The following is a 26154-nucleotide window of genomic DNA, read 5'->3' on the forward strand; positions in this document are numbered from 1 at the left end:
TTTTGTTACTGGTAGTGGGAAATATAATTAGTTATTTAAATAAAGAGGAGTGTGGAAACATGCAAAGTACTAAGAAACAAAAACCAAAATATGTAAAAGGCGCTGTATTGGGTACAGTTGGGGCCTTAGGATTAATGGCACTAGGCACACAAACTGCAAATGCTGATACTATTACAGTTAAAGCTGGAGACACAATTTGGGATTTTGCCCAAAAGTACGGCGTATCTGTTTCTGATATTGAAGCAAGTAACTCTGGTATTAAGAAAGTCAATTCATCAATTGATTTAATTTATGCAGGTCAAACTTTAAATATTGCTGCTGGTAGCACAACTGCTCCAGTTAGCACAGCTGCTGTGACAAGTACTGCAGTAGCTACAAGCTCTGAAAGCACAGATGGTAGCTATACAGTTAAGTCTGGCGATTCAATTTCTAACATTGCTGCTCAATATGGTATTAGTGCAGATGTACTAGTTGCTAATAATAATATTGAGAACAGTAACTTGATTTACGTTGGCCAAGTTTTAAATGTTAGTGGAACTGCGGCGCCTGCTACAAGTAGTGCAGCAGTTGTTGAAAGCAGTGTACCAGTTGCTGAAAGTAGTGCACCTATTGCTGAATCTGCTACACCAGTAAGTTCAACGGTTGCTGAAAGCTCAGCGGCAGTAGAAAGTGATGTTACTGTTGCAAGTAGTGCTGTTGATGATAGTAACGTTACTTCAGTTGCCACTAGTGATTCAGCTGCATCTGTAACTGAAGATACAACAACTGAAGTTACTTCTTCAGCTGATAATAATGATTACACTGCACCAGCAGTTGAAGTACCAGTAGATCAAACTGATTCTAATTCAAACAATGGTAATTCAGATTTACAATCTGGTTCAGTTGTCAGCTTAGCTGTTAAATTAGCTAGTGCTAACATTCCATATGTATGGGGTGGAAGCAGCTTAAACGGAATGGATTGTTCAGGATTAGTAGCATATGTTTTCCAAAATGCTGAAGGAAAGTCATTATCACATTACACAGTTGCACTTGAATCAGAAGTTACTCAAAAATCTGTTTCAGAAGCACAACCCGGTGATCTATTATTCTGGGGTAGTCATGGTTCAACTTATCATGTTGCTATCTATATTGGTAATAACCAATATGTGGCAGCTCCTACAGAAGGACAGAATGTTCAAATTGAAACAATTAGCAGTTATTTCATGCCTAGTTTTGCAGGAACTGTTAACTAATTAAATAATAAAACTGTTAAAGTCATCTTCTCTGGAGATGGCTTTTTTTATGTAACTAAACTGTAACGATAAAACTATTAACATTTCGTTAAATTGGTGATATAGTCAGTGTTGCAAATTTGAATTTGCTTTTGATACTTTAGTACGCGAGGGAGTGTTTAGAGTGGGTAACAGATTTGAGATTCAGAGAGAATTAGCTGACGCTCAAAACCAATTAGATAATCTTTGTCATAAAGAGTCTGACAGTTGTAAAATTAAATCAATTGGTACTGTAACAATAGAACCTAAATATGGAAAAGATATGAATGAACTTAGAAGTAAGTGCAGTGAATTAAGTATGATTTTAGAAGCAATGGATGCATCTGAAGATTAACGAGATTATACACGACAATAAGCTCATAAAAAAACATCAAACTTGAATTTTAAGTTTGATGTTTTTTATATGTTGGCTTTAATCCAAAAAGGATATTTAACGGTATTCATTTCAAGATCAAAGAATCTACTACCCATTTCTTCGCCATCTGATTGACCAAATTCTAGGGTCGTAGTTGTTAGCCTGATTGAGCTAGATTTATAATGGTGTACCCAATGAGAGTTTAAATGTTTACCTGAAGGAATAAAAAGTGCAATCCAAAGTAAAATTAGCCAATTGTGACGCTCTATAACAATTAATTCGAGATTAGGGTCATGGACAGTCGCATTTGGTAAAATTGGAACGCCACCGCCAAAATAGGGATGATTTGAAGTGGTTACAAGGAATGCATCTTGGTAAATATCATGTTGTGATTTGTTATGAACCATTAGTTGAAATGAATCTTGGCTAAATAAGACGCTAAGAATTGAAAAAATATATGATAATGATCCTAAGTGAAGTTTATTTAAAGTTTTTTTAGAATTAGCAGAATTAGCACGACTAACAATTGCTGCATCAAATCCAACCCCAATGTTGTTAACAAAGAAGCCTTTTTCATGATGCATTGACTCTTCATAATAGCCAACATTTATTTCCGTAGATTCGGTTAATTCTAAAATATCATTAAGTGCCGTTAATGGATCGGTAGACATTTTTAATGCTGTTGCAAAATCGTTACCAGATCCTGAAGGAACATACCCAACGGGAACTTCGTAGGGAAGTGTACGCCGATTTTTTAATAATCCATTCACAACTTCGTGTAAAGTACCATCCCCCCCAATGACAACAATGACGGTATCTAAAGTAGCTTTTGATGCACTTTGAAAAGCAAGCTTTTCTGCATGGCCACTATATTTGGAAACTTTTAGTTCATAATTTATTTTACGTCGATTTAACTCTGCCTCTACGATGCGCCATGAATGTTGGGCATGGCCACTTCCAGCCTCGTTATTTAATATGATGCTTAGAAACATCAGTGTTTCCCCCGTTAAATATAATAGGAATAATTGAATAAAAAAACGTCCAGGAATTATGCCTGGACGGTAAATCAAATCTCAAGTTAATTAAAATGTTGTCATTTTGAAGTTTGGATTTTCTTGTTCGTATTCTAGGGCTTTGTCCGAAAGTTGTTCAATGAATTCGATATTATGTTCTGTATTTTTTTCTACAAGCACACGTGCTGCTGGTAATGAATCAGCTTCAACGTATAATGAAAGAGTATCTTCACGCTTTGGGTTACGAACTTTTGTTTCTTGATAGTATATTTTAAAAATCATTATTAAAAACTCCTTGTAATTTAAAATCGGTGTAAATCATATCTAATTTTAGCACATAATAAGTAGTAATGCTAACTGACTTAAGCAAATATATATTGATATTATTTTCTGAGTTAAAGATAAAATGTTATTCTTATGATAGAAAGAGGTGATATTGTGATTATTAGTGTTTTTGTTGCAATTATAGTTACAGTCTTAGTTTATCTAGTAATACGTCGCATGATTTCTAAACGAGCTATTTTGATAATCACAAATGATGCTCAAAAAACAACTGATGAAGCAATGAATGAAGTCTTACCGGATTTATTTCAGCATGATGATATCGAAACACCACATAAGCCAGTCCGGTCCGAAACAGTTGTAGACATGTGGGGTGTTGGAGTTATGGCTTTTGAATATAGCTTTGTCGTAAAATCCAATAAGATTAATATGGATAAAATTAGATGGCAACTAAATTCTCAATTAAATAAGTATGCAGAAGAAAATGAAATTCAATCATTTGAGAATGTACCAAGAATTTTTATCGTAACTGACTTATGGATATATCTTGATGAATTGCACATTGATGTTGCGTATGTGGTTAATGAATCAACTGCTGAATATGTTAAAGATCTCGCTAAATTATAGGTAAAAAAATAACGACTGAGCAATTATGCTTGGTCGTTATTTCTATTATCCGAATAAAATAGTATCTTCTGGAGCTTCAAAAGGCTGGTCTTTGTTGATGTGATCATAAAATAAAGTTCCGTGTAAATGATCAATTTCATGTTGGCACACAATCGCAGGATAATGCTTAAGACGAATTGTATGAGTTTCGCCACTTATGTCTTGATAACGAAGGGTTATTCGATCGTGTCGTGGAACATATCCAGGGACATCATCATCAACTGATAAACAACCTTCTCCTTCTGACAAAGCACCATATTGGACAGATTCGCTAATAATGACGGGATTGATAATAACATCTTTGAATTCGGGATCATCATCATCTGCTTCAGCAGCAGGGACTAGTACAGCTGCCATTTGTTTAGAAACTCCAACTTGTGGTGCAGCCAAACCAACTCCAGCACGTAGGCCATACTTTTTACATAATTCAGGGTCTTGGCTAACTTCAAGGTAGTTCATCATATCTTCAGCTAGCTTTTGATCTTCATTAGAGAGCGGGAAGATAACGTCATCTGCGTGGCGACGTAGAACCGGGTTTCCATCTCTAGTAATATCTTTCATTAAAAACAAAATATTCAGCTCCATTCAAAATTTTCAATAATTATATTTTATCATATTTTAAATCACATTAGCAGAAAGGATATTTTTAAAAGCGTATGTGAATTGTTGAACTATCTTATTTGTTGATTTGACAACAAAACAATAATAAATATGTGTCATTTGTGAACTATTTTACTGTTCGGTAGTCAATACTTTCAATACGGATAATAGATAATTGACCATGACAACCCTTGCAATTAGAATAGTCCGGTGTATACTGAGAGACGTAGACAAATAAAGCGCTTACATTTCGATGGGATATGTAACGTTAATATAGAAAGGAACGTGTTAAGTATGGCTAAGGATAGTAAGAAAGTCGTTGACTTTGCAGCAATTAAGGCTGATTTGGGCAAGGACTTTAAACCAGTTCAAATTTTAGATAATGATGCAAAGGTTGTTAATAAGGAATTGATGGCAACATTTTCGGATGAGCAACTTGTAGATTTCATGAAGAAACTTGTTTGGGAACGAGCATTACATGAACAAACGATGAATTTCTCGCGTCAAGGTCGCTTAGGTTTCTATGCTCCAACTCTTGGGGAAGAAGCTAGTGAAATGGGGACTGTTTCTGCATTTAAAGAAAATGATTTCCTATTACCAGCATATCGTGATCTTCCACAATTGATTCAACACGGAGCAACTGTCGCAGAAGGTTATCTATGGTCAAGAGGTCATGTTTTAGGTAATCAATTTAAAGCACGTGCAATCATGCCACAAATTATCATTGGTGCTCAAATGGTTGAAACTGCCGGAGTTGCATTAGGACTCAAGAAAAACGGTGAGGATGCTGTTGCATTTAGTTATACCGGTGATGGTGGTACTTCTCAAGGTGATACCTATGAAGGTATGAACTTTGCTGGAGCATATGAAGCACCTGCAGTCTTTATTATTCAAAATAATGGTTATGCAATTTCTGTTCCACGTCCAAAGCAAACTGCTGCTGTAACGTTGGCACAAAAAGCAGTTGCTGCTGGTATTCCAAGTGTGCAAGTTGATGGGATGGATATCTTAGCTTGTTACGCCGTTGCTAAGGAAGCACGTGACTTTGCTGCTGCCGGTAATGGGCCAGTTATGATTGAAACTTTAACATATCGTTTTGGTGCTCATAGTAGTGCTGGAGATGATCCTAGTCGTTATCGGACAAAGGAAGAAGAACAACCTTGGTTTGAAAATGATCCACTAATTAGAATGCGTAAATATTTAACTGACAAAGGTCAATGGTCACAAGAAACAGAAGATGCATATGTTGAAGAATGTAAGAATTCATTTAAGGATGCATTGAAAGATGCTGATGCAGTAGCACCTGAAAAGGTTACTGATATGCTTAAAAATACATTCGAAGTACCTACACCTGATATCGCTAAACAAATCGCCGAATTTGAAGAAAAGGAGTCGAAGTAATCATGGCTAAAAAATCGTATATTCAAGCAATTACTGATGGGTTAGATATTCTACTAGATGAAGATCCAAAGACTTTGATTTTTGGGGAAGATGTTGGTAAAAACGGTGGGGTATTTAGAACAACCCAAGGACTACAAGAAAAATATGGTGAAGATCGTGTCTTTGATACTCCACTAGCTGAATCAGGAATTTTGGGCTTAGCAGTTGGTCTTGGACTAACTGGATGGCGTCCAATTCCAGAAATTCAGTTTATGGGATTCACATTTGAAGCAATTGATTCGATTGCAGGACAAATGGCACGGATGCGTTTCCGCTTTGGAGGACAAAAAAATTCACCAGTTACAATCAGAACTCCATTTGGTGGTGGAACTCACACTGCCGAAATGCATGCTGATAATCTAGAAAACTTCTTCACTGGTGTACCGGGATTACGTGTAGTTACTGCAAGTAATCCATATGATGCCAAAGGTTTGATTATTTCAGCTGTTGAAAATAATGATCCAGTGTTATTTATGGAAAACTTGAAGCTATATCGTTCAATGAAAGACGATATTCCTGATGAAAAATATACTGTTCCGTTAGATACTGCTAAGGTCGTTCGTGAAGGTACTGATGTAACGATTGTTGCTTATAGTGCTGAAGTTAACGAATCATTGACTGTTGCTGAAAAATTAGCTAAAGAAAATATTTCTGCTGAAGTTATTGACTTACGTTCATTATCACCAATTGATACAGACACAATTTTTGCATCAGTTGAGAAGACTCATAAAGTTGTTGTTGTTCAAGAAGCACAAAAAATGGCTGGAGTTGGTGCAGTTGTTGCATCAGAAATTTCTGAACATGCCATTATGTCATTGGACGCTCCAATCGCTAGAGTTGCTGCACCAAATAGTGTTTATCCATTTGCTCAAGCTGAAAATGTTTGGATTCCAAATGCAGATGATATTGAAGTGAAGGTTCGTGAGACTTTAAGCTACTAAAATTACCAAAATAATTTCAGAAGGGATGAATACAATATGGCTTTTAAATTTACACTCCCAGAGCTTGGTGAAGGAATGGCTGAAGGTGAAGTTGCTTCATGGCTCGTTAAAGAAGGAGATACAGTCAAAGAAGACGATACAATCGTTGAAATTCAAAATGATAAGTCTGTTTCGGAGTTACCTACTCCAGTTTCAGGAACTGTTAAAAAGATTGTGGCGCAAGAAGGAGATACCGTTGAAATTGGAGATACATTAGTCGAAATTGATGATGGTTCACCTGATACAGGTGATGATAGTGCTCCAGCTGCAGCAAAAGAAGAAGCACCGGTAGCTGAAACTCCAGCTACCGAAGCTCCAGCTGCAACCGTAGCTGCATTATCCGAACCAAATAAGTTAGTTTTGGCAATGCCTTCAGTACGTCAATTTGCTCGCGATAAGGGTATTGATATTAGCACAGTTGCTCCAAGTGGTAATCATGGACAAGTGGTTAAAGCAGATATTGAAAATTACGGTGGTGCAGCTTCTGCTCCAGTTGCAACGAGTGCTACTCCAACAGCAGCACCTGCTAAGGCAGCTACACAAGAAGTTAAACCTTATAAGTCTGATAATGGTGAAGCAGAAACTCGTGAACCTATGAGTCCAATGCGTAAAATCATTGCCAAATCAATGCGTACTTCAAAAGATATTTCACCACATGTAACTTCATTTGATGATGTTGAAGTGTCTGCATTAATGGCAAATCGTAAGAAATATAAGGTAGCCGCAGCAGATCAAGATATTCATTTGACATTCTTGCCATATGTTGTGAAAGCTTTAGTTGCAACGATTAAAAAGTATCCAGAATTGAACGCTTCAATTGATGATGCATCACAAGAAGTTGTTTATAAACATTATTACAATATTGGTATTGCAACTAACACAGATTCAGGCTTATATGTACCAAACATTAAAGACGCTGATTCAAAAGGAATGTTCGCAATTGCCAAAGAAATTAGTGAAAATAGCGAAGCCGCTTATGCTGGTAAATTATCTGCTAAAGCAATGAGTGGTGGCTCAATTACCATTAGTAATGTTGGATCAATTGGTGGTGGATGGTTTACACCAGTAATCAATCAACCTGAAGTTGCGATTTTAGGTGTTGGTAAAATTGCTAAAGAACCATATGTTAATGATGATGGTGAAATTGTAGTTGGCAATATGTTGAAATTGTCATTAAGCTATGATCATCGTTTGATTGATGGTGCATTAGCACAAAATGCATTAAATTACATGAAACAATTATTGCATGATCCTGCAATGATGTTGATGGAAGGATGATTTTCAAATGGCAGATGTTGAAGAAAAAGAAACAGTCATTATCGGTGGCGGTCCTGGTGGCTATGTAGCCGCAATTCGAGCTTCAGAACTAGGCCAGAAAGTGACTTTGATTGAAAAAGGCACGTTAGGTGGAGTTTGCTTAAACGTGGGATGTGTTCCATCAAAAGCTTTGATTAATGCTGGACATCGTTTAGTAGATGCTAATGATGCTTCTGTCTTTGGAATTGAGACTAAACCAGCAACGATTGATTTTACAAAGACTCAAGATTGGAAACAACATGCAGTTGTTGATCGGATGACAAGTGGTGTTAAAATGTTGCTCCAAAAACATAAGGTTGAAGTTATTGATCAAGAAGCATTTCTTGATAATGATTCACAATTGCGTACTATGGCAGTTGGCCCTAAGCAGTTCATGGACAATGGTGGTGGACAAACTATTAAATTTAAGAATTTAATTATTGCCACTGGTAGTCGTCCAATAGAAATCCCAGGATTTAAGTTTGAAAAACGAGTTGTTGATTCAACTGGTGCACTTAATTTACCTGAAGTTCCTAAAGAATTAGTTGTTATTGGTGGTGGTTACATTGGAACTGAATTAGCTGGAGCTTATGCTAATTTAGGTGCACATGTGACGATCCTTGAAGGAACACCATCAATCTTACCTAATTTTGAAAAAGATATGGTTTCTGTTGTACTCAAACAACTCAAGAACAAGGGTGTTGATGTGATCACCAATGCCATGGCTAAAAAGTCAGTTCAAGATGATAAGAGTGTGACAGTAACTTATGAAGTTGATGGTAAAGCTACAGATTTGAAAGTTGATTATTGCTTAGTTTCTGTTGGCCGTAAACCAAATACTGATAACTTTGGACTTGAAATGACCAGTGTTAAAATGGATGATCATGGACTTGTCGAAGTTGATAATCAAGGACGCACAAATGTTAAAAACATTTTTGCAATTGGTGATATTGTTGCTGGCCCAGCATTGGCTCATAAGGCTTTCTTTGAAGGTAAAACAGCCGCTGGTGCAATTTCAGGTAAAAACACTGCAAATGATTGGGTAGGAATTCCAGCTGTATGCTTTGCTGATCCAGAATTAGCTACAGTTGGTTTAAACCAAGCAGAAGCTAAAGACAAAGGTTTAGATGTTAAAACAGCTAAGTTCCCATTTGCAGGTAATGCACGTGCGGTAAGTCTTGATCAACCAGAAGGATTTGTTCGCTTAGTTTATACTAAGGATGACGGCAATCTAGTTGGTGGACAAATCGTTGGACCAGGAGCTAGTGATTTAATTTCTGAGCTAGCGTTAGCTGTCAATAGTGGTATGAATGTTGAAGATATTGCTTTAACTATTCATCCACATCCAACACTTAGTGAACCAATTGCTGAAGCTGCGGACATTGCAATGGGCTTCCCAACGCATATTTAACAGATAAAATAGTTTAGTAAAAGAGTTTTAAATGAGGGTCTGAATGGAAACGAAAGTTTCTACTCAAACTCTCATTTTGCGTGTATCAGATTGAAATCGGTGTTAATATTATAATAAATAAAAATATTGGAGAAGACTATGGACAATCAGAATTATAGTTATCCAATTAATGCCGATTGGACAACAGAAGAATTAATTATTGTTACCAAAATGTTTAGTTTAATTGAAGACGTTTATGAAGGTGGAGCTAATCGTGAGATGGTACTTAATCAGTATCAAGAATTTAAAAAAATTGTGCAGTCTAAATCTGAAGAAAAACAGTTAGGACGTCAATTTGAACATGATTCTGGTTATGTTTTGTATGAGGTAGTTAAGTTAGCTAATACAAGTGACCGAAAAACAATTCGAATGGAACGGTAGCTAAAATGATAGATTTAAACGAAGTTGACGAACAAGTTCAAAAATTAATCATATGCGTAAAAAATGATACAATTGAAAGCTTAAAACAGCCAATTAAGGTTGATGAAAAAACTGGTCGTAAAGATTTAGTTACAACCGTTGATAAGCATAATGAACAAATGCTAGTTGATGCTTTACGAAAAATTATTCCAGATTCTCAGATACTAGGGGAAGAAGGATTTGGCGACGAAGTTAAAGATTTGAATGGCTGGACCTGGATTATTGATCCCATTGATGGAACAATGAATTTTGTGATGCAAAAGAACAACTTTGCAATTATGATTGCTCTTTATCATGATGGTGAAGGTGTGTTAGGTTATATTTTTGATGTAATGAATAATGACTTATATCATGGAGGACCGGCAGGTGGAGTTTTTAGAAATCAGCAGAAATTAAAGTTACCAGAAAATATTTCATTGAAAAATTCATTAATTGGAATTAGTGGTCCACTGTTGATTGAAAATAAATATAATTTACAAAATGTGGCTCGGGTTAGTCGAGGGCCAAGAATGTATGGTAGTGCTGGAATTGAATTTATTGCGGCAATGAATGGAGAGCTATGTGGATATGTATCATACTTGCGTCCTTGGGATTTTGGAGCAGGTAAAATCTTAGCCGAAACGCTCGGCCTAGTTGTCAAAAGTATTGACGGAACCCAGTTAAATATGCTATCATCTTCTGTTGTATTAGTAGCGACGCAAAGAGCGAGTCAAGAAGTCATTGAACTTGCTAATTAGTTTGGTTGGCTGTGACCGATGTCACAGTTTTTTTATGCCAATCGGTTGCAAAAATGTGATACCAAATTTTGCTCAAAATGAAGGGAAGAAATAAAGTTGAAATTACGCGACGATATTCGTAACATAGCCATCATAGCCCATGTTGACCACGGTAAAACAACCTTAGTTAACGAAATGTTGAAACAATCAGATACCTTGGACGAACATTCATCTATTGAAGATCGTGCCTTGGATTCTAATGCAATTGAACGTGAACGTGGAATTACTATTCTTTCAAAGAATACAGCCGTTAAATACGGTGACCGCCAAATTAATATCTTGGATACACCAGGACATGCCGATTTCGGTGGAGAAGTTGAACGTATCATGAAGATGGTTGACGGTGTTCTACTTGTCGTTGATGCATATGAAGGTACAATGCCACAAACTCGTTTTGTGTTAAAAAAAGCTTTGGATCAAAAATTAGTACCAATTGTTGTAATTAATAAAGTGGATCGCCCTGGTGCGCGTCCTTCAGAAGTTGTTGATGAAGTTCTTGATTTGTTTATTGAATTAGGTGCTGATGAAGCACAACTTGATTTCCCCGTTGTTTATGCATCTGCTATGAACGGAACATCAAGCTTAGATCCAGATGTCGCAACACAAAAAGAAACTATGAAGCCAATCTTTGAAACAATTGTTGAAAAGATTCCAGCTCCAGTTGATAATCGTGACGAACCTTTACAATTCCAAGTAGCTTTATTGGATTATAATGAATTCGTTGGTCGTGTTGGTATTGGCCGTATTTTCCGTGGACAAATCAAAGTTGGAGATACTGTTTCAGTAATGAAACTTGATGGTTCAAAGAAGAACTATCGTGTTACCAAATTATTTGGTTTCTTCGGTTTGAAACGACTTGAAATTGAATCTGCCGTTGCTGGTGATTTAATTGCCGTTGCTGGTATGGAAGAAATTAATGTTGGAGAAACTGTGGCTGATGCTGCTCATCCAGAAGCATTGCCAATTCTTCGTATTGATGAACCAACTTTGCAAATGACATTCCGGACTAATGATTCACCAATGGCTGGTCGTGAAGGTAAGTTTGTTACTTCACGTCAACTTGAAGATCGTTTAAAGAACGAATTGCATACTGACGTTTCATTGCGTGTGGAAGATTCAAATCATCCAGGTGCATGGACCGTTTCAGGACGTGGTGAATTGCATCTTTCAATCTTAATTGAAAACTTGCGTCGTGAAGGCTTTGAATTGGGTGTATCACGTCCACAAGTTATCTATCGCGATGTTGATGGTGTAATGTCAGAACCTTTCGAAGAAGTGCAAATCGATACTCCAGACGAATATACTGGTGGTGTTATTGATAGCATGGCTCAACGCAAGGGTGAAATGCAAAATATGGAAACAACTGATAATGGTCAAACTCGTTTGACATTCCTTGCTCCATCTCGTGGATTGATTGGTTACCCAACTGAGTTTATGTCACAAACACGTGGATACGGAATTATGAACCATACATTTGAAAAGTATGCTCCAGTTATTAAAAACTGGAATCCAGGTCGTTCAAAGGGAACATTGGTATCTATGGATTCTGGCAAGTCTACAACGTACGCTATGATGGGTATTGAAAAACGTGGTACATTGATGATTCAACCTGGTACAGAAGTGTATGAAGGAATGATCGTTGGTGAAAACTCACGTGAAAATGATATTACTGTTAACATCACTAAGGGTAAGAACCTTACTAACGTTCGTTCATCAGGTTCTGATGAAATGGCTCGTATCAAAACTCCACTTAACTTATCACTTGAAGAATCACTTGAATTCTTGAATGATGATGAATATTGTGAAGTAACACCAGAACATGTTCGTTTACGTAAACAAATTCTTGACACAAGCATGCGTGAAAAAGAAGCTAAAAAACGTAAGACTACTAAAAATTAATCATGTTTAACAAAGAAATCCTCGGAATTATTCCGGGGATTTTTTGCGTTCTAATTTACATGTATATTTAAACTTTTATCAAATGGGGATATGATATAATAAATGAATTAACTCGATAATAAAGATGAAGAAAAGAGCGTTACGAAATGCGTAGGGGAAAGCTAAGATTTTTAGATTACTGGTTATTTGTACCGTATATTTTGCTGTGTATGATTGGATTAGTAATGGTCTATTCTGCTAGTTCTGATATTGCGGTTCAAAATGGGGGAACACCAACAGGATATCTTATTAAGCAAGGTATCTATGTTGTTTTGGGATTAATCGCATTGATATGGATGACAGCAATGAATATTGATAAGTGGCGTCATCCGATTATGTTAAAATCTTTTTTTTGGATTGTTGTGGCAATGTTAGTGTTTGTTCTAATTGCAGGGCAATCAGTTAATGGTGCTAAGGGATGGATCAATTTAGGATTTATGAGTATTCAACCGGCAGAAATTTGTAAATTGTTATTAATTCTTTATCTGTCAGATGTTTTTTCTAAACATCAAAGTACGATGAGTCATGGATTAAGAGCTTCAGTTCATGAAATTGATATTTTTAAAATGTATATTTGGGTTGTAGTGTTAATTGGATTAATTGTATTACAGCCTGATACTGGTGGAGCTGCAATTAATTTATCGATTGTTTTTGTTATTGTATTAGCAAGTGGAATTAATTGGAAATGGGGCGCTGGACTATTAGTTACTGGTACTGCATCTCTGATGATTGTTCTGGGACCAATTGCTTCACATATTGCTTCGAGCGGTTCAAAGGGTAGTTATCGGTTAGCCCGCTTTGTTGCATTTGCTAATCCATTTGGAACAGCTAAAGGTGCTGGTAATCAGTTGGTTAACTCATATTATGCAATTTCGCATGGTGGATTGTTTGGCGTTGGCTTAGGTAATAGTATTCAAAAAATGGGTTATTTACCAGAACCAAATACTGATTTTATTTTGGCGATTATCGCTGAAGAAATGGGTGCTTTGTTTGTAATGTTAATCCTATTTCTACTTGGAATTATTGTAGTTAGAACAGTTTGGATTGGAGTTAGATGTCAAAAAACTTATGAATCGTTAATTTGTTATGGAGTAGCCACTTTTTTTGGAATTGAAACCTTTTTTAATGTAGGTGGAGTAACTGGGTTAGTGCCAATTACCGGAGTTACATTTCCATTTATCAGTTATGGTGGTTCAAGTATGTTAGTTTTATGTGCTTCGTTAGGACTAGTAATTAATATTTCCTCTCAACAAAAGCGTTCAAAAATGGTAGACTATTAAAAATTATAATGACATTAAAACCGATGGAGGAATCATTCAATGAAACGTGTACTGGTTGCAAATCGAAGTGAAATTGCTACACGAATTTTTCGTGCGATTCATGAATTAGATATGACTGCAGTGGCAATCTATGCCAAAGAAGATGAGTATTCAGAACATCGGTTTAAGGCTGATGAAGCATATTTAGTTGGTAAAGGGAAAGAACCAATTGCTGCATATCTTGATATTGAAGATATTATTCGAATTGCTAAGGAACATCAGATTGATGCAATCCATCCTGGATATGGATTTTTATCGGAAAATGCAGAGTTTAATCGACGCTGTGTTGAAGAAGGAATCACGTTTATCGGTCCAAAGGTAGAACATTTAGAAATGTTTGGTGACAAAATGGCGGCTAAAATTGCTGCTAATGAAGCCAATGTTCCAACTATTCCAGGAACAGATCATGCTGTTGAAACGGTTGAGGAAGCTAAAATTGCCGCCGCAAAAATTGGTTATCCAATTTTTGTTAAAGCCGCTAATGGCGGTGGTGGACGAGGTATGCGAATTGTTAAGCATGAAGAAGAATTAGTTGATGCCTACAATACAGCACAGAGCGAAGCTAGCAAGGCTTTTGGTGATAGTGAAATTTACCTTGAAAAGTATTTAGCTAGTCCCAAACATATTGAAGTTCAAATATTAGCGGATGCACATGGCAATGTCATTCATTTATTTGAACGTGATTGTTCGGTCCAACGCCGTAATCAAAAAGTAATTGAAATTGCACCGGCAATCGCATTGCCAATTGAACTACGACAACGGATTTGTGAAGCTGCTGTAAAATTCTTGAAACATGTTAATTATTTAAATGCGGCAACTGTTGAGTTTTTAGTTGAGGGTGATCATTTCTATTTCATCGAAGTTAATCCGCGTGTTCAAGTTGAACATACGATTACAGAAATGATTACTGGCTTTGATATTGTTCAATCGCAAATTTTGATTGCTCAGGGGCTCGATTTACATAAAGAGCTCAATTACCCACAACAAGCTGAAATCACGTATCATGGGGCTGCAATCCAAGCACGTGTGACCACAGAAGATGCGACTAATGGATTTATGCCTAATACTGGAAAAATATCAACATATATCTCACCAGGTGGTAATGGAGTCCGGCTTGACGGTGGGAATGCATTTACTGGTTCTGTAATTACTCGTTACTTTGATTCATTATTAGTAAAAGCTATTGTAGTAGCTGATACTTTTGTTGAAGCATGTAATAAGATGGACCGAGTGTTAGAAGAATTCACAATTCGTGGAGTTAAGACTAATCTTGAGTTTATGCAAAATGTAATTAGTCATCCAGTTTTTAGAAGTGGATTAGCAACGACGACGTTTATAGATCAAACACCGGAATTATTTAAGTTGAATGAAAAATTAGATGAGCGCGAACAACTATTAACTTATATTGCAACAACAACCGTTAATGGTTTCCCCGGAGTTAGTCGCGAACAAAAATATTATCCTGAATTTAATTATGACGAAGATTTTCAACCAATTGCGGCGGGCACGATAACGGCGAAAGATATTTTAGATGAAAACGGTCCCGATGCACTAGTTGATTGGATAAAAAGCCAAGACAAAGTTCTTTTAACTGATACAACAATGCGTGATGCACATCAGAGCTTGTTTGCCACGAGAATGCGGACTAAGGATATGACGACAATCGCACCACGATTGCAAAAAGCATTTCCTAACTTATTTTCGTATGAGATGTGGGGTGGAGCAACATTTGATGTTGCTTATCGTTTCTTGGGTGAAGACCCATGGGTTCGGCTACGTGAGCTTCGTAAAATGATGCCACGTACACTAACGCAAATGCTGTTCCGTGGTTCTAATGCAGTCGGCTACCAAAACTATCCTGATAATGCTTTAAAAGCATTTATTGATCAATCTGCTCAGGATGGAATGGATGTTTTTCGAATTTTTGACAGCTTAAACTGGGTTGAACAAATGGAGAAAAGTATTCAGTACGTCCGTGATAATAATAAAGTTGCTGAAGCTACAATGTGTTATACCGGTGATATTCTTGATTCAGACAAATCTAAGTATAATTTAAAATATTACACTGATTTAGCTAAAGAACTACAAGCTGAAGGAGCCCATATTATTGCGATTAAAGATATGGCAGGCTTATTAAAACCAGAAGCAGCGTATGAGTTAGTGTCAACATTGAAAGATCAAATTGATGTGCCAATCCATTTGCATACACATGATACAACCGGAAATGGAATTTATACCTATGCACAAGCTACTAAAGCGGGTGTCGATATTGTTGATGTGGCTTCAAGTTCAATGTCTGGAAAAACTTCGCAACCAAGTATGGGAAGCTTTTATTACGCAATGAAGGGTACGCAACGCCAACCAGAGATTTCAATTGAAAATATTGAGGCTGTCGAACGTTATTGGAAATCAGTGCGTCCTTATTACCAACAATTTACAAGTAAAATGCAGGGCCCACAAACCGATATCTATCAAACTGAAATGCCGGGTGGTCAATATTCTAATCTTGAACAACAAGCTAATGCACTTCGTTTAGGTGATAAATTTGAAGAAGTTAAAATCAAGTATCGCCAAGTTAATATGATGTTCGGTGATATTATCAAAGTAACACCGTCATCAAAAGTGGTTGGGGATATGGCGTTATTTATGGTGCAACATGAATTAACGCCTGAAGATGTGATGGAACAGGGAGCAACCCTGGATTTCCCTGATTCAGTGGTGAGCTTTTTCATGGGTGATTTAGGTCAGCCAGCAGGTGGATTCCCTAAAGAACTACAGAAGTTAGTTCTTAAAGGAAAAACACCGTTAACAGTACGCCCAGGTAGTTTAACTAAACCAGCAGATTTTAAGCAGATTGAAAAGGAACTTGTTGAAAAATTAGGTCACAGTGTAACCTTTAATGATGTTATTAGTTATATTATGTATCCAAAGGTTTACCTAGATTATGTTGATCGTCAAAAGCAATATGGACCGGTTACGTTACTTGATACACCAACATTTTTCCAAGGGGTTCGGGTTGGTGAACGAGTTGATATTGATCTTGATGAGGGTGAATCTGAAATTATTCAACTTAATCAAATCAGCGAACCAGATGATGAGGGTAATCGAACGTTGTATTTTGATATTAATGGTCACGCTCGTGAAATTAAAGTAAATGATGCGAGTGTTTCTCATAATATTATTAAAAAACGTAAGGCAGAACCAACTCAACCTGGTCAAATCGGTGCTACAATGAGCGGATCAGTTTTAAAAGTTATGGTTGCTAAAGGTGATCGAGTGAAAAAGGGTGAACCAATTGTCATAACCGAAGCAATGAAAATGGAAACGACAATTCAAGCACCAACTGATGGTGAAATTAAGACCGTATTTGTTGAAGCCGGGGATGTCATTGATTCTAACGATTTATTAATTGAAATTATAGATTAGTATAAAAAATTGTAGTGTTACTATTATCACTACAATTTTTTATTTATCATGATTTCATATAACTACTGAAGGAATATTAAGCAGGACCAGTTAAAGTTTGATACAATATTCGTATATTAAAAAAAGAGATGGTAATTATGGATTTTCAAATAAAACCGCGACAATCATTAATAATTTATGTTAATAATATGCGAATGATTCGCCAATTAAGACGTTTTGGTAAAATTGAATATTCATCAACAAAAATGCATTATGTTATTTTGTATGTCAATCAAGATCAAATTGATGATATTAAAGAACGAATTAATAAATTAAAATTCGTCAAACGGGTTCAGTTATCTCACCGACCAGATGTTGATCCTACCATGTCGGATTTGAATGCGGCTGGAATTTATCATAAACTTGATGAGGATGAAAATTAATGCGAGTAGTAGCAGGAGAATTTGGTGGTCGAAAATTAAAAGCTGTTCCAGGAAATGGAACGCGTCCTACCACAGATAAAGTTAAAGAAGCCTTGTTTAATATTATTGGTCCATATTTTGATGGTGGTAATAGTTTAGATTTATTTGCAGGTAGCGGTGGCTTGAGTATTGAAGGGGTCTCTCGTGGGATTGATAAGGCAGTTTTAATTGATATGAGTTATCAAGCCATTAAGACGATTAAAGATAATGTTAGTGTTACGAAGCAAGAAGATAAGTTTGAAATTTATAAACAAGAAGCTAGCAAATCATTAGCGATTTTACAACAACGTGAAATGAGCTTTGCATTAGTTTATTTAGATCCACCATATGCTAAGCAAAAAATTGTTGACAATTTGAATCAGATGGTTGAAATGAACTTACTTGATGATGATGCAATAATTGTTTGTGAAACTGATCAGAATGCAGAATTACCTGATCCACTTGATAATTTTGAAATGATTAGGCATCAAGACTATGGAATTACAGTTATTACGATTTATCGATATATAGGGAGGCAATAAGAGATGAAAGTAGCAATTTTTCCTGGAAGTTTTGACCCATTAACACTAGGTCATTTAGATTTAATAAAACGTGGAAGTCAATTGTTCGATCAATTAGCTGTGGCGGTGATGACCAATACTGCTAAAACGCCGTTGTTTACTGTAGAAGAACGGGTTACTCAAATTAAAGAAGCCGTTCAGCAGTTACCTAATGTTTCGGTTATTACGACAGAAGGCTTAACGGTTGATTTGATGAATAAGATTGGTGCTGATTACTTATTACGGGGATTACGTAATACGGCTGATTTTCAGTATGAACGAGATATTGCAGCGATGAATCTTCATTTGGACAATCAAGTTGAGACCATGTTCATGATGGCTGATCCTAAGTATCAACATCTTTCAAGTAGTTTACTGAAAGAAGTAGCCAACTATGGTGGCGATATTGATGATTATTTGCCTGGTAGTATTAGTAAACAGTTAGCGGAAAAGTTACGAGGAAAATAATTTGAAAAAGCTTGCTAAATGGCAAAAAATTACAATTGGAATTATTTCGTTAATTGTACTAGCTGTTGTAATGTTGTTTCCGTTAAATTCGTATATTGAAACTCCAGGAACTGCGGATGATTTGAAAAGTTATGTTAGCGTTGACAATAAACGTGATAAAAAATCTGGTAGTTTTATGATTACATCAGTTTATATCCAACGTGCTCGCCCAGCTACTTATTTATGGGCGTTAGCTAATCCGCATGCATCAATTGAAAAAGAAGATGATATTACTGGCGGTGTTAGTGATGCCACATATGAAAAAGTTCAGAATTTTTATATGAAAAGTGCGATTAATGAATCAATCGCAACTGCATATCAGGCAGCTGGTAAAGAGTACACTAAAAAATATTTAGGTATTTATGTTCTGCAAGTGACCAGTAATTCAAAGTTCAAACATGACATTAAAGTTGGTGATACTGTCACTGAAGTTAATGGACGTCATTTTAATACGGCGGAAGGTTATCAAAAATACATTGGTCAACAAAAAGTTGGAACTAAAGTAGCAGTTACTTATTTGCATAATGGTAAAGAAAAAACAAGTACGCAGCCGTTGATTAAACTTACAACTAAACGTTCTGGAATTGGAATTATACTGACCGATAATGTCAAAGTAACCACTAAAATACCAGTTGATGTAGAACCAGGTGAATTAGGTGGCCCATCTGGTGGATTAATGTTTAGCTTACAAATTTATGAGCAATTAACCGGACAAAATCTACGTCATGGTCAAAAGATTGCTGGTACTGGTACGATAAATCCTGATGGTTCAGTTGGAGAAATTGGTGGTATTGATAAAAAAATAATAGCCGCTAAAAAATCGGGGGCCAAAATTTTCTTTGCGCCATATTTAAAACCAACTAAAACACTATTAAAATATGAAGAACAGCATAAAACTAATTATCAATTGGCTAAAGCAACCGCTAAAAAATATGCACCAGATATGAAAGTTGTGCCAGTTAAAACTTTTGCAGATGCAGTTAAATATTTAGAAAATCATTAAATAGAAAAGAATCCTTCTTTACGTAATTATTATGTAAAGGAGGATTTTTTTATGGAATTGATAAAAATGATTTGGGATGATTATCGAAAATATTGTTTAATTGGCATTTGTGTTGTAGTTGGGATAATCGTGATTTTGTTTACCCACAAGGCACCAAATAATAACTTGGATATGCCAGTAGCAGCAGAAGACACTCAAAGTAGTAGTCAAAAAAAGTTAACCACGCAAAGTTCCGATACACATTCGGTGGCCTATGTTGATGTAAAAGGTGCAGTTAAGCAACCAGGTGTTTATAAGCTACGTCAAGGATTACGGGCTCAAGATGCGATTGATTGTGCTGGTGGGGTGATTGTAGGCGCGGATGTGAATCATGTTAATATGGCGCAATCGGTCACGGATCAGCAAGTTTTATATGTACCAATGCAAGGTGAAGATAATACGCCAATTGGAGTAAATAATGGTCAGTCTAGTGCTAGTGGCGATGCGCAAGCTGATGTGGTGAACTTGAATACTGCCACTAAAGAGCAGTTGACTAAAATTACGGGTGTCGGTGATAAAAAAGCCGATTTGATTTTACAGTATCGGGAACAACATGGACAGTTTAAAACCATTGATGATTTAAAAGAAGTCAGTGGTTTTGGTGACAAGAGTGTCTATAAGATTCGAGACCAACTTTCAATCTAGTGCTTTGTAACAAGTAGCTTTGATTTATCAATGTTTTTGTTATACTATATGCAAAAGAAAAGAGGACGCTAACACATGGATACTAGAATTGATTGGGATCAATATTTTATGCTTCAAGCGGTATTGCTTGCTTCCAGGAGCACATGTAAACGTCTCTCTGTAGGGGCAACAATTGTGCGTGATAAGCGAATTATTGCGGGTGGTTATAATGGCTCAGTTGCTGGGGATGAACACTGCATTGATCATGATTGCTATTTAATTGATGGACATTGTGTCCGGACGATTCATGCAGAAATGAACGCAATTTTACAATGCGCTCGGTTTGGTGTTTCAACTGATAATGCAGCTATTTATGTAACTGATTTTCCATGCTTACAATGTACAAAAATGTTATTGCAAGCTGGCATCACGCAAATTAATTACTTAAGAAACTATCATAATGATGAATATGCAATGAAGTTGCTCAAATTAAAAAACATTGAATTAAAGCAAGTCAAATTAGATCATGATGTGATTGCCGAAACTAATTTAGAAGATTTTATCGAACGCGACTAAATTAAAAATTATATTCTGTTTCCTGCTTTGTGTGCAGGTCTAATTTGTACTACTTGGTTTTCAAAGCGGCTAGAATTAGTAATCTTAATTATTTGGTTACTAGTAAGAATTATTACCTTACGTCGACGAGACGTGTGGTTAAGTTGTTTGATAGTGAGTTTATGTACCATGGGGTTATGTCAGTATTTAACTTACGAAATTCAGCGCCAAACCTTAAGTAACCAGCAAGAACAACGAGTAAAGCTGCGAATTTATGCAGATGAATTAAAAATTAATGGTGATCGATATCAAGCGCATGCGTATGATGAGATTAAACATCAAAAGGTTCAAGTGACGGGATTTATTGAGTCTAAACAAAGACAGGCCCAATTACTAGAAATTAATGAAACAACCGAGTGGATATTAACCGGACAAACATCAGCGATTCAACCCGCAACTAATGAAAATCAGTTTGATTCAGTCCAATATAATTTAACCAAACATATTTACAATCAAATCAATGTACAAAAAATTGAAAAGATAAATTTGGCGCCGATTTCATGGGATTTTAAATTTCAAAATTGGTGTCATTTAATTCGAAACCAGCTAATTAGATACTTCCAAACAATGCCAAGTACAACGAAAGATTATTGTAACAGCTTATTAATTGGCAATTCACCTAGTGATTTTTATGAAAAAATGTCTGGTGTTAAACAATTAGGACTAATTCATCTTTTTAGTATTTCGGGGATGCATGTCGTTATTTTTATTAGCTTATTAAGAAGAATCTTAGTTCAACTTCACTTTAATCGAGAGTGGACTACTTGGATATTGATTATAATTTTACCTGCATATTTAATTATTGGTGGTGGATCATCTAGTTTAATCCGCTCAATTTTGATGGCTGAGTTTTCTTTATTTGGCAAAGCTAAAATTTGTCAGTTGTCGAAGATCGATATTTGGAGCTTGGGACTGATTGGTGGACTGTTAATTCAGCCTAATGTGTTGTTGACCTTGGGTGGGCAACTGAGTTATTTGTTGGCATTAATGATTCAATTTTTACCAGCGAATCATGAGTCTTTAGGAAATGCAGTATTATTAAATATAATTGGGTTGCCATCAATTTTATATTTTGTATTTGAATGGCATGTATTGAGTTTACTAGCAAGCTATTTAATGATTCCAATGTTCTCTAGTGTAGTCTTTCCACTGGTTATTTTAGCAGCATTATCATTTGGATTAATCCCCGCGCTGACTAATTTTATCGAACAGGGACTGAATTTGTTTCAATTAATAATTAATCAAATCGGTGATTTACCGGGATTGATTCATTTTGGTAAGCCAAGTTTAATCTTAACGTTAATTTTATTTATTATTAGTTTACTAGTATTCGCTAAGCCAAAACTGAAGCGACGATGGATTATATTGATAGCTAGTTACTTAATAATTTTTGGAATAATTCATTTCCCATTATTTGGTGAAGTCGTGTTCTTCGATATTGGTCAAGGAGATAGTTTTTTAATCAGGGAACCGTTTAATCGTAATGTAATCATGATTGATACAGGAGGACAATTATCATTTCCAAAGGCAACTTGGGCAACAGGTACGCCAAGTTCTAGTCGGGCAATGAGAACTTGTATTAATTATTTAAAGAGTCGTGGAATCAGTAGAATTGATACATTATGTTTATCGCATCAAGACACGGATCATATTGGATATAGTAGTGATTTGCTAAAGCACATTACTGTTCAAAGAATTATTTATCCAGCTGGGATGGAAGAGCAGGCAAATTTCAAGCATCAAGTATTACCTTTAGCAATAAAACAACATAGCATTTTGATACCAGTGACTGATAAAACCAAGGTAGTGAATTTACCATTACGAATTTTGCATCCTTTTAATCAAGGCAAAGGTGCTAATGAAGACTCATTAGTTTTAGCTGGTGAATTTGGTCATCAACGATTTTTATTTATGGGTGATTTGGATCGAAATGGTGAAAATGAAGTTGTTCGACGTTATCCAAATTTAAAAACTGATATTTTAAAATTAGGTCATCATGGAAGCAAAACGGCATCTGATCCAAGTTTTATTAAAAGCGTTCATCCCCAATTAGCAATTATTTCGGCTGGCCGGATTAATCGCTATGGTCATCCAAATAATGAGACGATGGAAAATTTAAAAAAACAGCATATTCGATCGCTCTCGACTCAAAAGTACGGTATGATTAAATATGAATATGGACCATTCAACCATAAACAATGGATTACTAAACTGAAGGGAAACGAACTGACATGGATGTTACCACCTTACGAAAACAGTTAAATTCAAAACCGGTGGGACAAGTTTATCTTGTTCTAGGGGAACAAAGTATCCTGATGGAACAAGCTCGGGCTGCATTTAATCAGTTGATTCCGGAAGATCAAAAAGTAATAAATATTGGTAGCTATGATATGGAAACAACACCTTTGGCAGTTGCATTAGATGATGCAATGTCTGCTCCTTTTTTTGGTGAAAAAAGATTAGTATTAATTAATAAGCCTTACTTTTTAACTGGTGATAATAAGTCGACAAAAATTGAACATGATCTTGATAGTTTGGAAGCGTACTTAACTCATCCAGAAACGGATACTATTTTAGTATTTTTAGCTCCATATGAGAAATTAGATGGTCGTAAAAAAATTGTAAAACACTTAAAAAAAATAGCATTAGAAGTTAGTGCAGCACCATTAACAGAACAGGTGTCACGACAGTTAGTTATGCAACAAATCACTGCAGATGGTTATCAAATGACACCGGTGGTTTTAGAAGAGTTAGTGAAGCGAACCAATGCTGATTATTCATTGATGGTGGGTTCAATATCGAAACTTGAATTATTTGATTTACAATATAAAGAAATTTCAATGGCTGGAGTTCAAGGATTGGTACCGCAGTCACTTGATCAGAATGTTTTTGATTTAGTTAATGCAGTTTTAGCTAAGAATTCACAATTGGCAATGCAGCATTATCAAGATTTAATTGAAAGCCAAGAGCAGCCCATTATGATTAATGCAATTTTAGTTGGACAGTTTAGATTACTGATTCAAGTTCATGTATTAGTTCAAAGAGGGTTAAGTCAGGGTGGAATTGCAGCGGAAATTAAGGCACATCCATTTCGTGTTAAAATGGCAATGCAAACGGTTAAAAAGTTTTCTAGTCAGTTATTAGAACAAGCATATGTGGGATTAGTTGATATTGAATTAGAACTAAAAACTACTACACGAGATCCGCAATTATTATTTGAATTGTTTATGTTGAAATATGCTAAATTAGCATCGTAAATTATAGTTAAATAAAAAAGCGCCAAACACTGGAAGTGTTTGACGCTTTTTTATTTACAATGATTATTTAGCATAACGAGCTGATAGACGTGACTTGTCACGAGCAGCTTTATTTGCTTTAATCAAGCCTTTTGAATGTGCACGATCAATAGCTGAAAGAGCATCGTTAAAAGTTTCTTCAAGGTTATCTGCACCTGCAGCCTTAGCCTGTTCGAACTTCTTTACGGATGTACGCATTGAACTTAATTGTGCGGCATTACGTACTTGAGCCTTTTCGTTAACACGGACACGTTCGATTGCTGATTTGATAATTGGCATGGTTTCACCTCCATGAAATATAGTTTATTTAAGTTATTTTTTTCAACACTAAACATTATACAAAAGGACATGAGTATTTGCAAGGACAGTTTAATTTATCAAACTTGCACTATTCGAATAAATACAGTATATTGTTAAGAGTCAAAAAGATTTTTGACGTAACCGGTTCTCAGTTTAGCGATCCTCACCGACGTTTTACTTAGAGCTTGGTTCTATTAATTATTATGAAAGGTGGGAAACTAACATGGCTATTTCACAAGAACGTAAAACTGAAATCATGACTGAATTTGCTCGTCAAGAAGGCGATACAGGTTCTGTTGAAGTTCAAGTTGCAGTTTTAACTGCTGACATTAACGAACTTAATGAACATTTAAGTGTTCATAAGAAGGATTTTCATTCACAACGTGGACTAATGAAGAAGATTGGTCACCGTCGTAACTTGCTTGCATATCTTCGTAAGAATGATACAACTCGTTACCGCGATCTAATCCAAAAATTAGGTTTACGTCGTTAAGATGTAAGAAGGTTGGGCCAAGGCTCAACCTTTTTTTGTACATAATTTTAAAATAAATTTTAGAAGAATTGATAAGTATCGCAATATGTGAAATATGTGGTAAACTTGAGAAAGTAATTATCCGGAATAATATTAATTTAATAAGGGGGAATTTAGAATGACATTTGAGAATGTGGATTTGATGACCGCTGTTGTAACACCATTTGATGATAATAACCAATTAGATATTGCTAAATTAGAAAATATCTTAAATTATTTAATTAAAAATGGTAGCAAAGGATTTATTGTTGGCGGAACAACTGGGGAGACCCCAACGCTATCTCATGATGAAAAAATCACTTTGTATAAAGAAAGTGGACGCATTTTAAAGAATAGAGTACCGATGGTGATTGGTACTGGTTCGAACAATACGCAAGAAACAATCGACTTTACTAAGGAAGCTGGCGCCATTGATGGTGTAGATGCTGCTTTAGTGGTTGTTCCTTACTATAATAAGCCAAATCAAAAAGGAATGATTGCGCATTTTACTGCGGTCGCTAAAGAAAGCCCAGTACCAATCATTATTTATAATATTCCCGGACGAACTGGCGTTACCATGTCTGTCGAGACGGTGATTGCATTAAGTCACGTTAACAATATTATGGGCGTTAAACAATGTACTAACATTGATGATTTAGGTGCAATTGTTAAAGGATCAGCTGATGGCTTCTATGTATATACTGGTGAAGATAATTTGGCCTTAGCTACTAAAGAAATTGGTGGGGCTGGTTTAATTTCAGTTGCGAGCCATGTGTTTGGTAATGAAATTAGTGAAATGTTTGCCGATGTAGATAAAGGTGATGTAAAAGCTGCGGCTGCTATTCAGCGAGAGCTAACACCAAAAATGAAGGCCTTGTTTATGTATCCATCGCCATCACCAGTTAAAGCAGTATTGAATTATCAAGGACACTCAGTCGGCGGATGTCGATTGCCAATTATGGCTTTAGATGAAGATGAAGAAAAAAAATTATTTAAGATTTTAGAAATATAGAAAGATTTAAGGGTG

Annotated in this window: 26 protein-coding genes; 22 read left to right on the forward strand and 4 right to left on the reverse strand. The window is 35.9% G+C overall.

The features are described 5' to 3' along the window. The first annotated feature begins 59 nt into the window (after positions 1 to 59). Together FC70_RS07330 and FC70_RS07335 are read left to right on the forward strand one after the other, a co-directional pair. A complete protein-coding gene (locus FC70_RS07330; protein ID WP_057890352.1) occupies positions 60 to 1232 on the forward strand; it encodes a C40 family peptidase in 1173 nt (390 codons plus the stop codon). A gap of 163 nt (positions 1233 to 1395) precedes the next feature. Continuing rightward, positions 1396 to 1605, forward strand: a complete 210-nt coding sequence (locus FC70_RS07335) for a hypothetical protein (RefSeq protein WP_057890353.1) — start codon at positions 1396 to 1398, stop codon at positions 1603 to 1605. A gap of 65 nt (positions 1606 to 1670) precedes the next feature. Here the strand turns inward: FC70_RS07335 and FC70_RS07340 are convergent, their stop codons facing one another. Further along, a complete protein-coding gene (locus tag FC70_RS07340) occupies positions 1671 to 2618 on the reverse strand; it encodes a diacylglycerol/lipid kinase family protein (protein ID WP_057890354.1) in 948 nt (315 codons plus the stop codon). Between the two features lie 90 nt (positions 2619 to 2708). Beyond that, positions 2709 to 2921, reverse strand: coding sequence for a DNA-directed RNA polymerase subunit epsilon (locus tag FC70_RS07345; RefSeq protein ID WP_057890355.1), 213 nt, complete (start codon positions 2919 to 2921; stop codon positions 2709 to 2711). 135 nt (positions 2922 to 3056) lie between these two features. Between FC70_RS07345 and FC70_RS07350 the strand changes: the two genes are divergently transcribed. Next, complete coding sequence (locus tag FC70_RS07350) at positions 3057 to 3548, forward strand: hypothetical protein (RefSeq protein WP_145980470.1); 492 nt, start codon at positions 3057 to 3059, stop codon at positions 3546 to 3548. 45 nt (positions 3549 to 3593) lie between these two features. Here FC70_RS07350 and def read toward each other — a convergent pair whose 3' ends face one another. Then, the gene (gene def, locus FC70_RS07355) at positions 3594 to 4157 is read right to left on the reverse strand and encodes a peptide deformylase (protein WP_057890357.1); all 564 of its coding nucleotides are present in this window, start codon (positions 4155 to 4157) and stop codon (positions 3594 to 3596) included. Positions 4158 to 4481: 324 nt separating this feature from the next. On the opposite strand from def, the gene pdhA reads away from it, so the two are divergent. From pdhA to holA, 17 genes are all read left to right on the forward strand, one after another. Further along, on the forward strand, positions 4482 to 5588 hold the full coding sequence (pdhA, locus tag FC70_RS07360; protein WP_057890358.1) for a pyruvate dehydrogenase (acetyl-transferring) E1 component subunit alpha: 1107 nt from the start codon (positions 4482 to 4484) through the stop codon (positions 5586 to 5588). Positions 5589 to 5590: 2 nt separating this feature from the next. After that, complete coding sequence (locus FC70_RS07365; protein WP_057890359.1) at positions 5591 to 6568, forward strand: alpha-ketoacid dehydrogenase subunit beta; 978 nt, start codon at positions 5591 to 5593, stop codon at positions 6566 to 6568. A gap of 36 nt (positions 6569 to 6604) precedes the next feature. Beyond that, complete coding sequence (locus tag FC70_RS07370) at positions 6605 to 7885, forward strand: 2-oxo acid dehydrogenase subunit E2 (RefSeq protein ID WP_057890360.1); 1281 nt, start codon at positions 6605 to 6607, stop codon at positions 7883 to 7885. Positions 7886 to 7892: 7 nt separating this feature from the next. After that, a complete protein-coding gene (gene lpdA, locus FC70_RS07375; RefSeq protein WP_057890361.1) occupies positions 7893 to 9314 on the forward strand; it encodes a dihydrolipoyl dehydrogenase in 1422 nt (473 codons plus the stop codon). A gap of 138 nt (positions 9315 to 9452) precedes the next feature. Beyond that, positions 9453 to 9734, forward strand: coding sequence for a UPF0223 family protein (locus FC70_RS07380; RefSeq protein ID WP_057890362.1), 282 nt, complete (start codon positions 9453 to 9455; stop codon positions 9732 to 9734). Between the two features lie 5 nt (positions 9735 to 9739). Further along, positions 9740 to 10510 (forward strand): inositol monophosphatase family protein, encoded by a 771-nt coding sequence (locus tag FC70_RS07385; RefSeq protein WP_057890363.1) that lies wholly within the window; start codon positions 9740 to 9742, stop codon positions 10508 to 10510. Positions 10511 to 10606: 96 nt separating this feature from the next. After that, positions 10607 to 12448, forward strand: a complete 1842-nt coding sequence (typA, locus tag FC70_RS07390; RefSeq protein WP_057890364.1) for a translational GTPase TypA — start codon at positions 10607 to 10609, stop codon at positions 12446 to 12448. Positions 12449 to 12594: 146 nt separating this feature from the next. Beyond that, positions 12595 to 13767, forward strand: a complete 1173-nt coding sequence (locus FC70_RS07395; RefSeq protein ID WP_057890365.1) for an FtsW/RodA/SpoVE family cell cycle protein — start codon at positions 12595 to 12597, stop codon at positions 13765 to 13767. A 39-nt stretch (positions 13768 to 13806) separates the two neighbouring features. Next, positions 13807 to 17232: a pyruvate carboxylase gene (locus FC70_RS07400; RefSeq protein WP_057890366.1), complete on the forward strand. Its 3426-nt coding sequence runs from the start codon at positions 13807 to 13809 to the stop codon at positions 17230 to 17232. A 137-nt stretch (positions 17233 to 17369) separates the two neighbouring features. Continuing rightward, positions 17370 to 17654 carry a YlbG family protein gene (locus tag FC70_RS07405; protein WP_057890367.1) on the forward strand — a complete coding sequence of 95 codons (285 nt, stop codon included), beginning with the start codon at positions 17370 to 17372 and terminating at the stop codon, positions 17652 to 17654. After that, positions 17654 to 18214, forward strand: a complete 561-nt coding sequence (rsmD, locus tag FC70_RS07410) for a 16S rRNA (guanine(966)-N(2))-methyltransferase RsmD (protein ID WP_057890368.1) — start codon at positions 17654 to 17656, stop codon at positions 18212 to 18214. Before FC70_RS07405 ends, rsmD begins: the two co-directional genes overlap by 1 nt. A gap of 3 nt (positions 18215 to 18217) precedes the next feature. After that, positions 18218 to 18700, forward strand: coding sequence for a pantetheine-phosphate adenylyltransferase (coaD, locus tag FC70_RS07415; RefSeq protein WP_057890369.1), 483 nt, complete (start codon positions 18218 to 18220; stop codon positions 18698 to 18700). Position 18701: 1 nt separating this feature from the next. Further along, positions 18702 to 19742: a SepM family pheromone-processing serine protease gene (locus FC70_RS07420; protein ID WP_057890370.1), complete on the forward strand. Its 1041-nt coding sequence runs from the start codon at positions 18702 to 18704 to the stop codon at positions 19740 to 19742. A 51-nt stretch (positions 19743 to 19793) separates the two neighbouring features. After that, positions 19794 to 20426 (forward strand): helix-hairpin-helix domain-containing protein, encoded by a 633-nt coding sequence (locus FC70_RS07425; RefSeq protein ID WP_057890371.1) that lies wholly within the window; start codon positions 19794 to 19796, stop codon positions 20424 to 20426. Between the two features lie 75 nt (positions 20427 to 20501). Beyond that, complete coding sequence (locus FC70_RS07430; RefSeq protein ID WP_057890372.1) at positions 20502 to 20981, forward strand: ComE operon protein 2; 480 nt, start codon at positions 20502 to 20504, stop codon at positions 20979 to 20981. Positions 20982 to 21008: 27 nt separating this feature from the next. Beyond that, positions 21009 to 23282 carry a DNA internalization-related competence protein ComEC/Rec2 gene (locus tag FC70_RS07435; protein WP_235804090.1) on the forward strand — a complete coding sequence of 758 codons (2274 nt, stop codon included), beginning with the start codon at positions 21009 to 21011 and terminating at the stop codon, positions 23280 to 23282. Next, a complete protein-coding gene (holA, locus tag FC70_RS07440) occupies positions 23252 to 24277 on the forward strand; it encodes a DNA polymerase III subunit delta (RefSeq protein WP_057890374.1) in 1026 nt (341 codons plus the stop codon). Before FC70_RS07435 ends, holA begins: the two co-directional genes overlap by 31 nt. Before the next feature lie 63 nt (positions 24278 to 24340). Here holA and rpsT read toward each other — a convergent pair whose 3' ends face one another. Further along, the gene (gene rpsT, locus FC70_RS07445; RefSeq protein ID WP_057890375.1) at positions 24341 to 24595 is read right to left on the reverse strand and encodes a 30S ribosomal protein S20; all 255 of its coding nucleotides are present in this window, start codon (positions 24593 to 24595) and stop codon (positions 24341 to 24343) included. 244 nt (positions 24596 to 24839) lie between these two features. Here rpsT and rpsO point away from each other — a divergent pair, with 244 nt between their 5' ends. Both rpsO and dapA read left to right on the forward strand, forming a co-directional pair. Beyond that, on the forward strand, positions 24840 to 25109 hold the full coding sequence (gene rpsO, locus FC70_RS07450) for a 30S ribosomal protein S15 (protein ID WP_057890376.1): 270 nt from the start codon (positions 24840 to 24842) through the stop codon (positions 25107 to 25109). Between the two features lie 157 nt (positions 25110 to 25266). Beyond that, positions 25267 to 26139 (forward strand): 4-hydroxy-tetrahydrodipicolinate synthase, encoded by an 873-nt coding sequence (gene dapA, locus FC70_RS07455; protein ID WP_057890377.1) that lies wholly within the window; start codon positions 25267 to 25269, stop codon positions 26137 to 26139. Positions 26140 to 26154: the final 15 nt, after the last annotated feature.

This window comes from Paucilactobacillus oligofermentans DSM 15707 = LMG 22743, from assembly GCF_001434315.1.
Lineage (GTDB): Bacteria > Bacillota > Bacilli > Lactobacillales > Lactobacillaceae > Paucilactobacillus > Paucilactobacillus oligofermentans.

Bases quoted from the DNA above. Each gene is read 5' to 3' on its own strand.
- FC70_RS07330 (WP_057890352.1), top strand. From the start codon at position 60: ATGCAAAGTACTAAGAAACAAAAACCAAAATATGTAAAAGGCGCTGTA.
- FC70_RS07340 (WP_057890354.1), bottom strand. From the start codon at position 2,618: ATGTTTCTAAGCATCATATTAAATAACGAGGCTGGAAGTGGCCATGCC.
- FC70_RS07345 (WP_057890355.1), bottom strand. From the start codon at position 2,921: ATGATTTTTAAAATATACTATCAAGAAACAAAAGTTCGTAACCCAAAG.
- FC70_RS07350 (WP_145980470.1), top strand. From the start codon at position 3,057: ATGATAGAAAGAGGTGATATTGTGATTATTAGTGTTTTTGTTGCAATT.
- pdhA (WP_057890358.1), top strand. From the start codon at position 4,482: ATGGCTAAGGATAGTAAGAAAGTCGTTGACTTTGCAGCAATTAAGGCT.
- FC70_RS07365 (WP_057890359.1), top strand. From the start codon at position 5,591: ATGGCTAAAAAATCGTATATTCAAGCAATTACTGATGGGTTAGATATT.
- FC70_RS07370 (WP_057890360.1), top strand. From the start codon at position 6,605: ATGGCTTTTAAATTTACACTCCCAGAGCTTGGTGAAGGAATGGCTGAA.
- lpdA (WP_057890361.1), top strand. From the start codon at position 7,893: ATGGCAGATGTTGAAGAAAAAGAAACAGTCATTATCGGTGGCGGTCCT.
- FC70_RS07380 (WP_057890362.1), top strand. From the start codon at position 9,453: ATGGACAATCAGAATTATAGTTATCCAATTAATGCCGATTGGACAACA.
- FC70_RS07385 (WP_057890363.1), top strand. From the start codon at position 9,740: ATGATAGATTTAAACGAAGTTGACGAACAAGTTCAAAAATTAATCATA.
- FC70_RS07395 (WP_057890365.1), top strand. From the start codon at position 12,595: ATGCGTAGGGGAAAGCTAAGATTTTTAGATTACTGGTTATTTGTACCG.
- FC70_RS07400 (WP_057890366.1), top strand. From the start codon at position 13,807: ATGAAACGTGTACTGGTTGCAAATCGAAGTGAAATTGCTACACGAATT.
- FC70_RS07405 (WP_057890367.1), top strand. From the start codon at position 17,370: ATGGATTTTCAAATAAAACCGCGACAATCATTAATAATTTATGTTAAT.
- rsmD (WP_057890368.1), top strand. From the start codon at position 17,654: ATGCGAGTAGTAGCAGGAGAATTTGGTGGTCGAAAATTAAAAGCTGTT.
- coaD (WP_057890369.1), top strand. From the start codon at position 18,218: ATGAAAGTAGCAATTTTTCCTGGAAGTTTTGACCCATTAACACTAGGT.
- FC70_RS07425 (WP_057890371.1), top strand. From the start codon at position 19,794: ATGGAATTGATAAAAATGATTTGGGATGATTATCGAAAATATTGTTTA.
- FC70_RS07430 (WP_057890372.1), top strand. From the start codon at position 20,502: ATGGATACTAGAATTGATTGGGATCAATATTTTATGCTTCAAGCGGTA.
- holA (WP_057890374.1), top strand. From the start codon at position 23,252: ATGGATGTTACCACCTTACGAAAACAGTTAAATTCAAAACCGGTGGGA.
- rpsT (WP_057890375.1), bottom strand. From the start codon at position 24,595: ATGCCAATTATCAAATCAGCAATCGAACGTGTCCGTGTTAACGAAAAG.
- rpsO (WP_057890376.1), top strand. From the start codon at position 24,840: ATGGCTATTTCACAAGAACGTAAAACTGAAATCATGACTGAATTTGCT.
- dapA (WP_057890377.1), top strand. From the start codon at position 25,267: ATGACATTTGAGAATGTGGATTTGATGACCGCTGTTGTAACACCATTT.